The 15,243-nt window shown below is 61.1% G+C and carries 13 protein-coding genes; 10 read left to right on the forward strand and 3 right to left on the reverse strand.

Annotated features, from left to right (window positions below; all coding sequences use genetic code 11):
• From yidC to ACIQ0Q_RS06900, 5 genes are all read left to right on the forward strand, one after another.
• Positions 1-468 (forward strand): membrane protein insertase YidC (gene yidC, locus ACIQ0Q_RS06880; protein ID WP_395772204.1); only part of this gene is annotated, 468 nt, incomplete at its 5' end.
• Between the two features lie 13 nt (positions 469-481).
• Complete coding sequence (gene mnmE / locus ACIQ0Q_RS06885) at positions 482-1,825, forward strand: tRNA uridine-5-carboxymethylaminomethyl(34) synthesis GTPase MnmE (protein WP_395772205.1); 1,344 nt, start codon at positions 482-484, stop codon at positions 1,823-1,825.
• Positions 1,826-1,959: 134 nt separating this feature from the next.
• On the forward strand, positions 1,960-4,185 hold the full coding sequence (locus ACIQ0Q_RS06890) for an NADP-dependent isocitrate dehydrogenase (RefSeq protein ID WP_395772206.1): 2,226 nt from the start codon (positions 1,960-1,962) through the stop codon (positions 4,183-4,185).
• Between the two features lie 8 nt (positions 4,186-4,193).
• Positions 4,194-5,099, forward strand: coding sequence for an alpha/beta hydrolase (locus ACIQ0Q_RS06895; RefSeq protein ID WP_395772207.1), 906 nt, complete (start codon positions 4,194-4,196; stop codon positions 5,097-5,099).
• Between the two features lie 274 nt (positions 5,100-5,373).
• Positions 5,374-6,165 (forward strand): class I SAM-dependent methyltransferase, encoded by a 792-nt coding sequence (locus ACIQ0Q_RS06900; RefSeq protein ID WP_395772216.1) that lies wholly within the window; start codon positions 5,374-5,376, stop codon positions 6,163-6,165.
• Here ACIQ0Q_RS06900 and ACIQ0Q_RS06905 read toward each other — a convergent pair.
• A complete protein-coding gene (locus ACIQ0Q_RS06905) occupies positions 6,162-7,919 on the reverse strand; it encodes an ABC transporter ATP-binding protein (RefSeq protein ID WP_395772208.1) in 1,758 nt (585 codons plus the stop codon). The two genes, ACIQ0Q_RS06900 and ACIQ0Q_RS06905, sit on opposite strands and share 4 nt — an antisense overlap.
• A gap of 35 nt (positions 7,920-7,954) precedes the next feature.
• Between ACIQ0Q_RS06905 and ACIQ0Q_RS06910 the strand changes: the two genes are divergently transcribed.
• Positions 7,955-8,500, forward strand: coding sequence for a pseudouridine synthase (locus ACIQ0Q_RS06910; RefSeq protein WP_395772209.1), 546 nt, complete (start codon positions 7,955-7,957; stop codon positions 8,498-8,500).
• Between the two features lie 36 nt (positions 8,501-8,536).
• On the opposite strand, the gene hrpB is transcribed toward ACIQ0Q_RS06910, so the two are convergent.
• Positions 8,537-11,020 carry an ATP-dependent helicase HrpB gene (gene hrpB, locus ACIQ0Q_RS06915; RefSeq protein ID WP_395772210.1) on the reverse strand — a complete coding sequence of 828 codons (2,484 nt, stop codon included), beginning with the start codon at positions 11,018-11,020 and terminating at the stop codon, positions 8,537-8,539.
• A 61-nt stretch (positions 11,021-11,081) separates the two neighbouring features.
• On the opposite strand from hrpB, the gene ACIQ0Q_RS06920 reads away from it, so the two are divergent.
• The 4 genes from ACIQ0Q_RS06920 to ACIQ0Q_RS06935 all read left to right on the forward strand — a co-directional run bounded on the left by ACIQ0Q_RS06920 (position 11,082) and on the right by ACIQ0Q_RS06935 (position 14,794).
• Positions 11,082-11,879 (forward strand): TatD family hydrolase, encoded by a 798-nt coding sequence (locus tag ACIQ0Q_RS06920; protein ID WP_395772211.1) that lies wholly within the window; start codon positions 11,082-11,084, stop codon positions 11,877-11,879.
• Positions 11,876-12,301, forward strand: coding sequence for an alternative ribosome rescue aminoacyl-tRNA hydrolase ArfB (arfB, locus tag ACIQ0Q_RS06925; protein ID WP_395772212.1), 426 nt, complete (start codon positions 11,876-11,878; stop codon positions 12,299-12,301). The genes ACIQ0Q_RS06920 and arfB overlap by 4 nt, the downstream gene beginning before the upstream one ends.
• A complete protein-coding gene (locus ACIQ0Q_RS06930; protein ID WP_395772213.1) occupies positions 12,301-12,888 on the forward strand; it encodes a 1-acyl-sn-glycerol-3-phosphate acyltransferase in 588 nt (195 codons plus the stop codon). Before arfB ends, ACIQ0Q_RS06930 begins: the two co-directional genes overlap by 1 nt.
• Positions 12,889-12,979: 91 nt before the next feature.
• Complete coding sequence (locus ACIQ0Q_RS06935; protein WP_395772214.1) at positions 12,980-14,794, forward strand: DUF885 domain-containing protein; 1,815 nt, start codon at positions 12,980-12,982, stop codon at positions 14,792-14,794.
• Between the two features lie 59 nt (positions 14,795-14,853).
• Here the strand turns inward: ACIQ0Q_RS06935 and ACIQ0Q_RS06940 are convergent.
• Positions 14,854-15,243: DUF3297 family protein (locus tag ACIQ0Q_RS06940; RefSeq protein WP_395772215.1), on the reverse strand; the 390-nt coding region annotated here is incomplete at its 5' end.

Here is a 15,243-nt window from a genome sequence, read left to right on the forward strand (position 1 = left end):
GCGTTGAAAGAACGCTACGGCGACGACCGCCAGAAATTCGCGGTCGCGCAGATGGAGCTGTATAAGAAGGAAAAAATCAATCCGGCCGCCGGCTGTCTGCCGATGCTGATTCCGATCCCGATTTTCTTGGCGCTCTACTGGGTGCTGGTGGAATCAGTCGAATTGCGGCAAGCGCCGTGGATCGGCTGGATCCAGAACCTGACCGATGCCGATCCGTATTTCATCCTGCCGGCACTGAATCTGATCGTCATGTTCCTGACCCAGAAGCTGACGCCGATGCCAGGCATGGATCCACTGCAGAAGAAGATGATGACCTTCATGCCCTTGATCTTCGGCGTGATGATGGCCTTCTTCCCATCCGGCCTGGTGCTGTACTGGGTGACCAACGGCCTGCTTGGCCTGGCGCAGCAGTGGTGGATGACCAAGAAATACGGCACGCACGGCCACCATCCCGCGCCGGCAAAATAAACCGGCGCGTGCGATGACGGCCCCGACCGATACCATCGCCGCGCTCGCCACCGCCTTCGGTCCGGCCGGCGTCGGCATCGTCCGGGTATCCGGGCCGGAGGCGCGCGCCATCGGCGAACGTCTGTGCGGACAAAGCTTGAAGCCGCGCCATGCACTGCACGCGCATCTGCGCGATGGCGACGGCGAGGTACTCGATGACGCCCTGCTGATTTTTTTCCAGGGCCCGCATTCCTATACCGGTGAAGACGTTCTGGAATTGCAGGCGCACGGCAATCCGTCCCTGCTCAATGCCATTCTGCGTGAATGCCGCCGGCTCGGCGCGCGTGATGCACGGCCCGGCGAGTTCACCGAACGCGCCTTCCTCAACGACAAACTTGATCTGGCCCAGGCCGAAGCTGTGGCCGACCTGATCGCCGCGCAGTCGGAAACGGCGGCGCGCGCGGCCCGGCGATCGCTCGACGGCGTGTTCTCGCAGCGTTGCCATGCTGTGGCCGAACAGCTGGTGCATGCCCGCGTGTACGTGGAAGCGGCACTGGATTTCCCCGATGAGGAAATCGATTTTCTGGCCGCACCTGAAATCTGCAATCTGCTCGAACGCTGCAAGACGGATTTAGCCCAGCTGCGTGCCGAGGCCGAGCAGGGCAAGCGCCTGATGGACGGTCTGCATGTGGTCATTGTCGGTGCGCCCAACGCCGGCAAGTCGTCCTTGCTCAACGCCCTGGCCGGCGAAGACCGCGCCATCGTCACCGACATCGCCGGCACCACCCGCGATGTGTTACGTGAAACCATCCAGGTCGGCGGCCTGTGGTTGACGTTGGTGGACACCGCCGGGCTGCGCGAAACATCGGAAACCGTGGAAGCCGAAGGCATCCGCCGCGCCCGCGGCGAATTGGCCAAAGCCGATCTGGTGCTGGCCGTGCTTGATGACAGCAACGATTCGGCCAACACCCTGAATGAAGCCCTGCAGGCCGGCAACGCCCGCGTACTCTGGCTGCACAATAAATCGGACTTGACTGGGCATGCTATCGGCCGAGAACAACGCGATGACGGCGTGCATCTGTGGTTGTCGGCCAAGAGCGGCGAAGGCTTGGATGCGCTGCGTCATGAGCTGGCGCAGGCCGCCGGTTTCGGCGAAAGCGGGACCGGCAGTTTCAGCGCCCGAGCACGTCATATCGAAGCCTTGGATCTGGCCGCAGCGCATCTGGCGGCCGCCACGGCATTGTGCAATCAAGCCCAGGCCGAACTGGCCGCGGAAGAACTGCGCCTGGCGCATAACGCCATTGGTTCGATTACCGGACACATGGACGCCGACGCCTTGCTCGGCCGGATTTTTTCCAGTTTCTGCATCGGGAAGTGAGTGCGCACGGTGCATTCCGTCATTTCCCAAAACTGCCGAAATCAAGGACAATAAGTTCACTTCATGAACCCCGGCTCGGTAGGGCGCACAAGCAATCCGTGCCGATGCCGCCCGCATAACGAGACGCCGAAACCATGTCCGACACCTCCAAAATCATCTACACGCTGACCGACGAAGCCCCGTTCCTGGCCACCCAGTCCTTTTTGCCGATCGTCAGCGCGTTCACCGCCGCCGCCGGCGTGGCCGTGGAAACCCGCGACATCTCCTTGGCCGGCCGCATCATCGCCCAGTTCACTGACCGCCTGCCGGAAAATCAGCGCATTGCCGACGATCTGGCCGAGCTCGGACAGCTGGCGACCCAGCCGGAAGCCAACATCATCAAACTGCCCAACATCAGCGCTTCGGTGCCGCAGCTCAAAGCCGCCATCGCCGAACTGCAGGACCAGGGCTATGCGCTGCCGGATTTTCCGGAAGAAGCGCGCAGCGACGAGGAAAAGGACATCAAGGCGCGTTACGCCCGGGTCATGGGCAGCGCGGTCAATCCGGTGCTGCGCGAAGGCAACTCCGACCGGCGCGCGCCGCAGTCGGTGAAGAACTACGCACGCAAGCATCCGCACAAAATGGGCGTTTGGCGTTCCGATTCCAAAACGCACGTGGCGCATATGGCTGATGGCGACTTCTACGGCAGCGAGCAATCGGTGCAGATCAGCCAGGCCGGCAATGTCGTCATCGAGTTCACCGGCAACGACGGCCAGCGCGTCCTGCTCAAACGCGATCTCAAGGTCGGTGTCGGCGAACTGCTCGACGCTTCGGTGATGCGCGCCAAAGCCTTGGCGGCCTTCATCGATGAACAGATCGCCGATGCCCGTAGCCAAAATGTGCTGTTTTCACTGCACCTGAAAGCGACCATGATGAAGGTGTCCGATCCAATTATGTTCGGCATTGTAGTTAAACGCTTCTACGCCGATGTGCTGGCCAAGCATGCGGCGGTGCTGGACGAGGCCGGATTCGATGCCAACAACGGCATCGGCGATCTGGTCGCGCGCCTGCCGCAATTGCCGGAAGCCGTACGTGCCGAAATCGAAGCCGACCTGGCCGCGCAGTACGCCGTGCGCCCGGGCGTGGCCATGGTCAATTCCGACAAAGGCATCACCAACCTGCATGTGCCGAGCGACGTCATCGTCGATGCCTCCATGCCGGCGATGATCCGTGATAGCGGCGGCATGTGGAATGCCGAAGGCAAACTGCAGGACGCCAAGGCGGTCATTCCCGACCGCTGCTATGCCGGCATCTACCAGGTCGTCATCGACGACTGCAAAGCCAACGGCGCATTCGATCCAGCCAGCATGGGCTCGGTGCCGAACGTGGGCCTGATGGCGCAGGCCGCCGAAGAATACGGCTCGCACAACAAAACCTTCCAGATTGCAGCCGATGGCGTGGTGCGCGTGCTCGATGCCGAAGGCGAAGTGCTGATGCAGCACGCGGTCGAGGCCGGTGACATCTGGCGCATGTGCCAGACCAAGGACGCACCGGTGCGCGATTGGGTCAAGCTGGCGGTTAACCGCGCGCGTCTGAGCAACACCCCGGCGGTATTCTGGCTGGATGCCGCCCGTCCGCACGACCGCAATCTCATCACCTTGGTTGAGTGTTATCTGAAAGAGCACGACACCGCCGAACTCGATCTGCGAATTCTGGCGCCGGTGGATGCCATGCGCCACACGCTGGCGCGCACCCGCCAGGGCCTGGACACCATTTCGGTGACCGGCAACGTGCTGCGCGATTATCTGACAGATCTGTTTCCAATTATGGAGCTGGGCACCAGTGCCAAGATGCTGTCGATTGTGCCGCTGATGGCCGGCGGCGGCCTGTTCGAAACCGGTGCCGGCGGCTCGGCGCCGAAACACGTGCAGCAGTTCACCGCCGAAAACTATCTGCGCTGGGATTCGCTTGGCGAGTTCCTGGCCTTAGCAGCCTCGCTCGAACATTTGGCTGAAACCACCGGCAATGCCCGTGCGCGCGTTCTGGCGGAGGCACTGGACATCGCCAACGGCCGCTTCCTCGACACCGACAAATCGCCGGGCCGCAAGCTCGGTACCATCGACAACCGCGGCAGCCATTTCTACCTCGCTCTGTATTGGGCCCAGGCACTGGCGGCGCAGGACGCCGATGCGTCGCTGAAGTCGCGGTTCACCCTGCTGGCTAAAAATTTAACCGAGAATGAAGCCCAAATCGTTGCCGAACTCCTTGCTGTGCAAGGCAAGGCGGTCGATATCGGCGGTTATTACCGTCCGGATGCGGCAAAAATGGCGACAGCACTGCGCCCCAGCGCTACCTTGAATGCGGTTTTGGCCGCGCTCTAACCCTAGCCATGAAATCCATCGCCTTGCGCTACATCCTTGTCGGCCTATTGGCCGGCGCCTTGATCACTGCAGCCGTTGCCTTTATGTTCATGCGCCAGCAGACGCCGGATGCGCCGCCGCGCGCCGCATCGGTGGCCGCTCTGCCGCGCTTTGAAACCTTTGGTTTGGCATTGCCGACGCTTGGCGTGGATCGCAGCGTGCGGGTCTATTTGCCGCCGGGTTATGCCGACTGCAAGGACTGCCGCTATCCGGTGGTGTACTTCATGGACGGACAGAATGTCTTCGATGCCGCGACCAGCTATGCCGGCGAATGGGGCGCCGATGAAGTGCTCGACGGCTTGTATGAAAAACATCGCCTGGCGGTGATTGCCGTGGCCATCGACCATGGCGGCGAAGCACGCATGCAGGAACTCAGTGTGTGGTCCAACCCCGAGTTCGCACCCGCCAAGGGTGAAGCCTATCTGGCCGATCTCATCGGCACGGTGAAGCCGGCGGTGGATGCACGCTACCGGACGCAGCCGGAGGCCGCCGCCACCGTCATTGCAGGTAGCTCCATGGGCGGATTGATGGCGCATGCGGCCGTGATGCGCCACCCCGAGGTATTCGGCGGCGCTTTAGTGTTTTCGCCCAGTTACTGGTTTTCCCCCGCCATTGCCCAAGAGACTGCAAACACTCCCTTGCAACCCGGACAGCGCGTGTACATTTATGTCGGCGGCTCCGAGGGCGACGGCATGCTGTCCGATGCCGAAGCCATGGCCGCGCGCTGGAAGACCACATTGCCGGCCGCGGCCGCACTGCAGTTTGCCGCCGCCACCGAGGCCGGGCATAACGAAGCGGCCTGGCGCACCGCCCTGCCCGAAGCCCTGTGCTGGAGCCTGGCGCCAGCCTGTGAACCAGTGAGGCGGGCCCCCTAGGCTGTCCGAAGGGAGAAAGTTGCATGGTTAAAGCGCGGAACAAGTCCGCGCCGTTGCACTGTTCCAGAAAGCCAATGAAATCTTTACCGGCGGCAAACGGCATCCGCCGCAGCCCTGACGGACGGCAGCGAAATTCGTTAGACTGTTGCCCTACCGTCAACCAAGGGGATTTTTCATGAAGCCGTACCATTTGTTTGCCGCTATCGGCGTGTTGGCATCCGCTGCCGCATTCGCCCAACATGACCACAGCGGCGCCGCTGCGGACAAGCACGGCATGGATCATGAAAAAAACATGAGCCCGGAAAAAATGGCGGCGCATCACCGCGAGATGCTGCAGGAAATCCTCAAAGGCGATTGGCGCGATCCGAAAAACACGGCCCGTGATCAATACCGCCATCCGCTGGAAACCCTGACGTTCTTCGGCATCACTCCGCACAGCAAGGTGATCGAAATCTCGCCGGGCGGCGGCTGGTATTCCGAAATCCTTGTGCCGTACGCCACCAAACACGGCAGCTACACCGGTGCAGTCACCAATCCGGCCGTGATCGAAAAGGAAAGCTCGAAAGCCTATAACGCCAAACAGAACCAGGCGCTGCGCCAGAAGTTCGCGGCCAAGCCGGAGATTTACGGTAAAGCGACGCTGCTCGAATTCAATCCGGCCAAGCCGGTATTCGGCGCGCCCGGTTCGGCCGATGCCGTGCTGACTTTCCGCAACGTGCACAACTGGCGCATGGCCAAGCAGGCCGAAGACATGTTCGCCGGCTTCTTCGCGGTGCTGAAAAAAGGCGGCACGCTCGGCGTGGTCGAGCACCGCGCCGCCAAGGACGTGGCCGATGATGACAGGTCCGGATACGTTTCCGAAGCGCAAGTCATTGCATTGGCGACCCAGGCCGGGTTCAAGCTGGATGCCCGCAGCGAAGTGAACGCCAACCCGAACGACACCAAGGATTATCCGGGCGGCGTCTGGACTCTGCCGCCGACCTACGGCCAGGGCGACACGGACCGCGCCACATACCAAGCCATCGGTGAAAGCGACCGTATGACCCTGCGCTTCGTGAAACCCTAAACGGTTTCGCCGGTCTGCAGTTTCCAAAGCGCCGCGTAAGCGGCGCTTTGTTTGAGCAGCTCATCATGCGTACCGGACTCGACGATGCACCCGTTTTCAAGCACATGGATGCAATCGGCAAAACGCACGGTCGACAGCCGGTGCGCCACGATCAGGCAGGACCGGCTATGGTTGAGCCGCGTCAGCGAGCGCTGAATGGCGGCTTCGGTTTCGTTATCCACCGCCGAGGTCGCCTCGTCCAGAATCAGCAGGGCCGGATTTTTGTACAGGGCACGGGCCAGCGCGATGCGTTGGCGTTGGCCGCCGGACAGCAGACTGCCGCGTTCACCGACCGGACTGTCGTAGCCGTTCGTTAGTGCGCTGATGAAGCCATGCGCTTCGGCAGCGATCGCCGCCTCGCGCACCCGTTCCGGATCCGGAAGCTGTCCGTACGCGATGTTTTCCGCCACAGAGCCGTCGGTCAGGAACGGTTCCTGGGCGACGTAACCGATGGCGGCGCGCAATGAGGATTTCGACAGCATGCGCAGATTCTCGCCGTCGAAACGGATTTCACCGGATTGCGCTTCAATGAAACCGAGCGCCAGTTTAATCAGTGTGCTTTTGCCGCTGCCGGTGCCGCCGACTAGCGCAATGGTGGCGCCGGCCGGAACCGACAGACTGACGCCGCGCAGGACCGGCGTGGCGCCATAGGCGAACCCCACATTATCGAATTGCAGGGATCCGGACACGGGATGTCGTGGCGCTAAATCCCCGTCTGCGGGCGCAGTGATGTCCAACAAGTCCATGACGCGGTCCACCGAGGCCATCGCGCGTTGATACAGATCGGTCATATCGGCCAGCCGCGTCATCGGCCACAACAGGCGCTGGGTCAGATACACCAGGGCCGAATAACTGCCGACTCCGAGCCCCCCTTTAAGCACGAGCGATCCACCATACAGCAGGGTCATCACGAAGCCGGCCAGAATCGCCATGCGAATGACCGGCGTAATTGCCGCCGAATAGCGGATAGCCTCGCGGTTGTGATCACGGAAGCCGTCGCTTGCCGCCCGTAGATGCTCGCGTTCGAAATCCTCGGCGGTATATGCCTGGATGGTGCTCATGCCTTGCAGATTGTTGGCGAGCCGGCTGGACACGCCAGCTGCGGCTTCGCGCGCCGCGGCATAGCGCGGATACAGACGCTTCTGAAACCAGAAGGTGCCGAATAGAATCAGCGGAATCGGCAGTAGCGCCAGTACGGCGGTGCTTGCGGTCAGCGTAAAGAAAACGGCACCGACCAACAGCGAAGACACCAACACCTGGATCAGATCATTGGCGCCGGTATTAAGAAAGCGTTCGATCTGGTTGACGTCTTCATTCATTGCCGCCATCAACCGGCCGGAACGTTCTTCTTGGACGAAGCCTGGCGGTAGTCGCTGGATATGCGTATAGGCCTCAAGGCGAAGATCATGCTGCAGATTCTGTGCGAGGTTGCGCCAGACTAATTGGTGCAGGTATTCGAACAGTGATTCGCAAACCCAGACCACTACCGTGAGGCCGACCAGCAGCCAGAGTTGCTGCATCGGATCGGCGATGCCAAGCCGGGCCAGAAACGAATCGCGCTGGTTGACCACCACATCGACCGCGACTCCGATCAGGATTTCCGGTAATACGTCGAAGGCTTTGTTCAGCACCGAATAAATCACGCCACGGCGGATGGCGCCTCGGTAAGGGGTGGCAAAGCGTTGCAGGCGTTTCAGAGGCGGGGCGGAAATCATCGGCGTGCGGGTTCTTTTTACGGTTACACTGGGCTATGTTAATCGCTTTCAACAAGCCTTACGGCGTGCTGACTCAATTCACCGATCAGAGCATGCCGCCGAGACCGACCTTGGCAGGTTTTGGATTGCCGAAAGAGGTTTACGCCGCCGGCCGGCTCGACATCGATTCCGAAGGCCTGCTGTTGCTATCCGATGACGGCGCCCGCATCGCGCAGATTTCCTCGCCGAAATTCAAATGGCCAAAAACTTATCTGGTGCAAGCCGAAGGGGCGGCAGATGAAAGCCATCTCGCCCGCCTGCGTGCCGGGCTTGAGCTCAATGATGGCCTGACCCAGCCGGCCACCACACGCCTGCTTGAAAAGGCGCCCGATTGGCTGTGGCCACGCGAGCCCCCGGTGCGCTACCGCAAGACTGTGCCGGAATCCTGGCTGGAACTGACCATCAAGGAGGGCCGCAACCGTCAGGTGCGCCGTATGTGTGCCGCGGTTGGTCTGCCCTGCCTGCGCTTGGTGCGCATCTCGGTGGGTCCGCACCGTCTCGATGGCTTGGCGCCGGGGCAGTGGCGCAGTGAGACCGGATGAGTTGAACTCAAGCAGTCGCTCGGCGCCGACAATGGCTCAGGTTCCCCGCGGCTTGGCCCTGTGCGTGGCCGGCGCATTCCATGGATCTTCCGGCCACGGATGCCGCGGATAGCGGCCCTTCATTTCCTTGCGCACTTCCGCATAGGTGCTGTTCCAGAAATTCTTCAGATCCTGGGTGATCTGCAGCGGCTTGCCGCCCGGGGAAAGCAGATGCAGCATCACCGTCACCCGGCCATCGGCAATGCGTGGCGATTCGGCCAGACCGAACAGTTCCTGCAGTTTGACTGCCAATACCGGCGGACCGTCTTCGGCATAGGCCATCGTGCGTTCGATGCCGGACGGCACTTTCAGTGATGTCGGCGCCAGCCGGTCGATCTGCTGGCGCGTGTTCCAGTCGAAAAGCCCGAACAGTGCATCGCCCAGTGCCGCCGCATCCAGACTGTCCAGGCGCGATTTGCCGCGCAGCGTCGGTTGCAGCCAAGCTTCCAGCGTCGCCAATAGCGCCGGTTCCGATAAATCCGGCAATGCCAGTTCCGGCAGCCATTCGCGCAGGCGGCAGACCCGCAGGCGGAACTGCTGCGCTTTCTCGGTCCAGGGCAGGATGTCCAGGCCCTTTTGGCGCACCAGGGCGCATAGCGCGGCGGTGGCCTGCTCGGGATCGACTTTACCGCCGGATTGGCTGGACAGCAGAATCTGGTCGAAACGACGTTCGCGGCGGGCGACCAACGCGTTGCTGCGCTCATCCCAGCGCACGATTTCAGAGCTGAGGAAGCGCTCGGGAAAATCCTGTTCGAGACGGTGTTGGTCAATCGGTGCCGCCCGCAGAATCAACGCCTCCTTGGCCTCAAACTTCAATTCACTGGCACACAACCATGGCTCGCCGTAGAGCGTGCTGTCCGGATGCAGTCGTGCCATGCGTCCGCCCGACAGCTGATAGCGCAGGGGCTCACTCTCATGCTGCTTGCCGATGCGGTCGGGGAAGGCATGCAGTAACACATCACCGAGCGCATGTGCCGGCACCGAGTCCGGCGGGAGTGTTTCACAACGCAATCGGCGCCGCCATTGCGCAGCCGCGGCATCGATCAATTTCAGACCGCTATTACTGGCGGCGTGCGGCGCGCGGCGCGCCCGCAGATCGACCAAGGCCAACCAGCGTGCCTGCCAATCATCGCGGCGTCCGCCGATCAAGGGATCCCGCGCTTCAATCAGCGCGGCCAGATCACAAGCCAGTGCTTTTTCGGTGTCGTCATGTACGGCGAGTAGCATTGCCGCCATCCGTGGGTGCGTGCCCAGACCGAGCATGCGCCGGCCCAGCGCGGTAATGCGCCGCTCGCTATCGAGCGCTCCAAGTGCAAGCAACAAATCACGCGCTGCCTGCAAAGTGCCGATTGGCGGCGGATCTATGAACGGCAGCGTCTCGCCACCCCAGGCTGCCAACTCCAGGGCAAGACTGCTCAATTCACTGTGCTGTATTTCGGCGCGCCGCATCGGTTCCAGTCGTTGCGAGGCCGGCCACAGCCGATAACACCATCCGCTGCTGACGCGACCGGCACGGCCGCTGCGTTGATCGGCCGAGGCCTGTGAAATGCTCACGGTCTGTAACCGGCTGAAGCCCGAGCTTGGATCAAAGCGCGGTTCGCGCGCCAAACCCGAGTCGATGACAACACGTACGCCTGGCAGCGTTACGCTGGATTCGGCAACATTGCTGGCCACTACCACGCGCCGGATACCTTTGCCAGCTGGCTGCAAGACACGGCTCTGCTGTTCTACCGGCAGATTGCCATGCAATGCCAGTACTTCCAGCTGTGCCGATACCAAAGGCGTCAGCGCATCCTGCAAGCGCTGGATTTCATGCTGGCCAGGCAGGAACACCAGCACATCGCCAGGGTGCTGCTGAAGCGCCAGCTCGACCGCACGCCGGCATTGTGCAATCAAGGGCTCGTCCTTGCGCGTCGGTAAATGCGTGACGTCAACCGAAAAACTGCGGCCTTCGCTGCTCAGGCATGGGGCATCGAGCTGTTTGGCGAGGCGCTCGCCATCGAGTGTGGCCGACATTATCAGGAGACGCAGATCCGGCCTTAGTTGCTGCTGGATGTCGCACGCCATGGCAAGACCGAGATCACCGGCCAGATGACGCTCGTGGAACTCATCGAATATGATTGCGGCCACGTCCTCCAGCAACGGATCATCCTGGATGCGGCGTGTCAGCAGGCCTTCGGTCAGCACTTCAACCTCAGTAGCGGCCGAAACCTTGGATTCGAAGCGGATACGATAGCCGACACTCTGTCCGACCGGTTCACCCTGCTGTTGGGCCATGAAGCCGGCGGCTGCGCGTGCCGCCACGCGCCGAGGTTCCAGCATCAGGATTTTCCGGCCCTCGCGCCAGGGCGCAGCCAGCAGAGCCAAGGGTACCTGCGTAGTTTTACCAGCACCGGGCGGCGCTTCCAGCACCAAGCGCGGGTGTTTCGCCAACGCATCGAGAATATCCGGCAGCAGGGACTGGATGGGAAAATCGGACATTCGGCTATTGTATGCGCTCGGCACGCCGTCTGCCGCGGGCTCATAACGGTACAATAGCGGTATGGAATTGATCGATATCGGCGCCAATCTCGGCCATGAAAGCTTCGACCACGATCTAGACGCGGTGATGACGCGTGCGCGTGCGACCGGTATTTCGCAGATGGTGGTGACCGGCGCTTCCCGCGAGGGCTCGCCGAAAGCGCTGGCGCTGGCACAGGCGCATCCCGGATATTTATATGCCACCGCGGGTGTACATCCGCATCATGCGCTGGAAGTCACTGCCGAGGGTCTGGCCGAACTGCGCGCTCTGCATGCGCATCCGGAGGTGCTGGCGGTGGGTGAGTGCGGTCTGGATTATTTCCGTGATCTGGCCCCGCGCCCGGCGCAACGCCGCGCATTCGAACAGCAGCTTCAGCTGGCGGCCGAACTCGGCAAGCCGCTATTTCTGCACCAGCGGGATGCCCATGCCGACTTCATGGGCGTGATGAAGGAGTTCGAAGGCCGCATCGGCCCTGCCGTGGTGCATTGTTTCACCGGCACGCGCGAAGAGCTGTTCGATTGCCTGGATGCCGACTTCTATATCGGCATCACCGGTTGGCTGTGTGATGAACGTCGCGGTGAGCACTTGCGCGAGATCGTGAAGAACATTCCGGCCGACCGTCTGATGATCGAAACCGATGCGCCGTATCTGCTGCCGCGCACTGTTCAGCCGATGCCCTCGCACCGTCGAAACGAGCCGATGTATCTGAAACACATCGTCGAGGAGCTGGCGCGTGACCGTGGCGAAATGCCGGAACAGACCGCTGCTGCCAGCACCGCCACGGCGCGTGCGTTCTTCCGTATCCCGGAGCTTGAATGATTGCCGTCAACGACCGCATCATCATTCCCGAGCAGGATGTGCTTGAACGCGCCATCCGCTCGAGTGGTCCAGGCGGACAGAACGTCAACAAAGTTTCTACCGCCATCGAGCTGCGTTTTTTCATTTGGAGTTGTGCCGCCTTGCCGGAGGCGGTCAAGCAGCGCCTAGCCAAGAAGCGCGACCAACGCATCACCGAATCCGGCGAAATCATCATCCAGGCCCAGCGTTTCCGCAGTCAGGAACAGAACCGCGACGACGCCCGCCAGCGTCTGGTTGCGTTGGTGCGTTCGGCACTGGAGCCGCCCAAGCCGCGTGTGGCCACGAAACCCACGCGAGCCTCACAGCGCCGGCGCTTGGAAAACAAGCGGGCACATGGCACACTCAAGCTGCAGCGCCAGACTCCAGGCGCCAACGAGGATTGATGTCGAACGTACTGCCCTTGCCCCCGAATGCCCCGCTCGCCAGCACACCGCTCTGGTTGCGGCGGCTGGCCAATCGCCTGTTGTCCATCAGCGGCTGGAAAATGGCTGGGAAATGGCCGGACCTGGAAAAAATGGTCGTGGTCGTGGCTCCGCATTCTTCGGCCTGGGATGCCATCTACGGCCTCATTGCGAAAATCGCAATGGATCTGCATATCGTGTTCATGGGCAAACAGGAAGTTTTTTTCTGGCCGCAGGGCGGTCTGCTCAAGTGGCTCGGCGGCATTCCAGTCAACCGGGCCAATCCCGGTGGCATCGCCGACCAGGTTGCCAAGCAGATGATTGCGGCGGAGCGCATGTGGTTCGTGCTCGCACCCGAGGGTACTCGCCGTGCGGTCACGCAGTGGAAGACCGGGTTCTGGAAAATCGCGAAAAAAGCCGATGTGCCGGTGGTGTGCGTGTACTTCGATTATCCGAGCAAAACCATCGGCGTCGGCCGGGTGTTCCATCTCAGCGATGACATGGCCGCCGACATCGCCGCCATCAAGGCCTGGTATGCACCCTATCGCGGCAAACACCGCGGTGTCTGAATACTATCTGCTGCACTCCTTCGGCATCTAATACGCCTTTACAGTTGCGGGGGCTGAAGCTAGGATGGGTCTTTGCTTCCGAGGACATATCATGCGCACCGCATTCCGCTGGGTTTTCCGTCTATTCCTGCTGCTGCTCGCCGCCGTGGCTTTGTTGCTGATTCACAGCATTTGGTTCAAGCCCATCAAGCCGAACTGGTTCTATGACCGGGTATTCATCGAGTACGGTTTCCAGGATCCGCAGATGATGAGCTCGATGCGCATGCTGCCCAGCTGGATGGATTGGTACAGCGACGATTTGACCGACCAGAGCCTGGCTCAGGAAAAGAAACTGCAGGAAAAACTGCGCGCCGATCTGGAAACGCTGCGCCGATACGACCGTGCCGGCATGAACGAGGCTGACGCCCTGAATTACGACATGCTCGAATATTTCCTGGCCCTGCAGGCCGAGGGCGAGAAGTACGCACACCACAATTACCCGCTGAACCAGCTTTTCGGCATCCAGAATGAATTTCCGACCTTCATGGCCACGCAGCACCCGGTAGATTCGCCGGCCGAAGCGGAAGACTATCTTGCACGACTGGGCAAGGCCCCGGTCATGGTTGCGCAGGTCATGGAAGGACTGCAGGTCCGCGAACGCGAGAACATCACGCCGCCGACCTTCGTTGTGGAAAAAGTGCTGAAGGAAATGCGCGCGTTCGTGGCGGCCGAGCCGGCCAAGAACATCCTGTATACCTCATTGGTCGAAAAAATCGACAAGGCCGGAGAAAAAGCCATCAGCGCCGATCAGCGCAAAGCCATACTGGCGGAAACCGAAGTCGCCATCCGTGACAAAGTGTATCCGGCGTATGGCAAATTCATTGCCTATTATGAACAGTTGCTGCCGAAAACCACGGGCAATCACGGGGTCTGGGCCCTGCCGGATGGCAAGGCGTTTTATGCCTATGCCGTAAAGATGCATACCACCACCGACATGACGCCGGATGAAGTGCACCAGCTCGGTCTTTCCGAAGTGGCGCGGATTGAAGCGGAAATGGAAATCATCCTGCAGGCGGAAGGCCTGACCCTCGGTTCGGTCGGCGCGCGCGTGCAGGGCATCTCCAAGCGCCCCGACCAGCTTTATGCCAATACCGATGCCGGCCGTCAGCAGATCATTGATGATTTCCAAACCATCATTGACGACATCGACAAGGGATTGACGCCGTATTTCAACGTGCGTCCGAAAACCGGCGTCAAGGTCGAACGCGTTCCGGCATTCCGTGAAGCCACTGCGCCAGGCGCCTACTACAACCCGCCGGCGTTCGACGGTTCGCGGCCCGGCGTTTTCTACATCAACCTGCGCAACACCGGTGAAGTCGCCAAATTCGGAATGCGCACGCTGGCCTATCATGAAGGCATTCCCGGCCACCATTTCCAGATCGCCATCCAGCAGGAACTGTCCGGCGTGCCGATTTTCCGCAAGGTGCTGCCCTTTACAGCCTATGCCGAAGGCTGGGCCCTGTATTCCGAACGTCTGGCCTGGGAGGCCGGCTTCCAAAAAGCGCCGCTCGATAACCTCGGCCGTCTGCAGGCGGAAATGTTCCGAGCCGTGCGTCTGGTGGTCGATACCGGCATGCATGAAAAGCGCTGGACCCGCGAGCAGGCCATTGCCTACATGCTGGAAAAAACCGGCATGCCGGAAACCGACGTCGTTGCTGAAATCGAACGCTATCTGGTGATGCCCGGACAGGCGCTGGCCTACAAGGTCGGCATGAATAAAATTCTCGAACTGCGCGACAACGCCAAAAAGCAGCTCGGCCCGAAATTCGATTTGAAGGCCTTTCATGACGTGGTGTTGACCGGCGGCAGCATGCCGATGGCCCTGCTTGAACGCCGTGTCCAACAGTGGATAGATAAACAGAAATAAAAGCACGCACAGAAAAAATACCGCCCGGAAGGGCGGTATTTTTTAGCAACCGATCAGGCTCAGGTCAGATACCAGACTTCCACCGGGCCGATGTGTTTGAAGGTCATGGCGTTGCCGCGGCGGTCGAGTGATTTGCCGACCGGCAGCCGAATCCAACCTTCCGATACGCAGTACTCGGCGACATTGGTGTATTCCACGCCTTTGAAACGGACGCCGATGCCGCGGTCGAGCGCGGCCTCGTTGAAATACGGGCTGCGGTTGTCGAGGGCAAGGCGGTCGGGCGGGCTATCGGTGCTCATGGCAGGATTCTGGATGAATGGAAGCTGTATTTTACGCCGGTGCCGACCGCTTGGGGAAATGCCGTCGCTCGCCTGCATGCTACACTCCGGCGCATGTCCCGATTCGTCTTCTTTCTGTCCTTGGCGCTGCTGGCTGCCTGCAGCAGCACG

The organism is Arenimonas sp. (assembly GCF_044348765.1).
Taxonomy (GTDB): domain Bacteria; phylum Pseudomonadota; class Gammaproteobacteria; order Xanthomonadales; family Xanthomonadaceae; genus Arenimonas.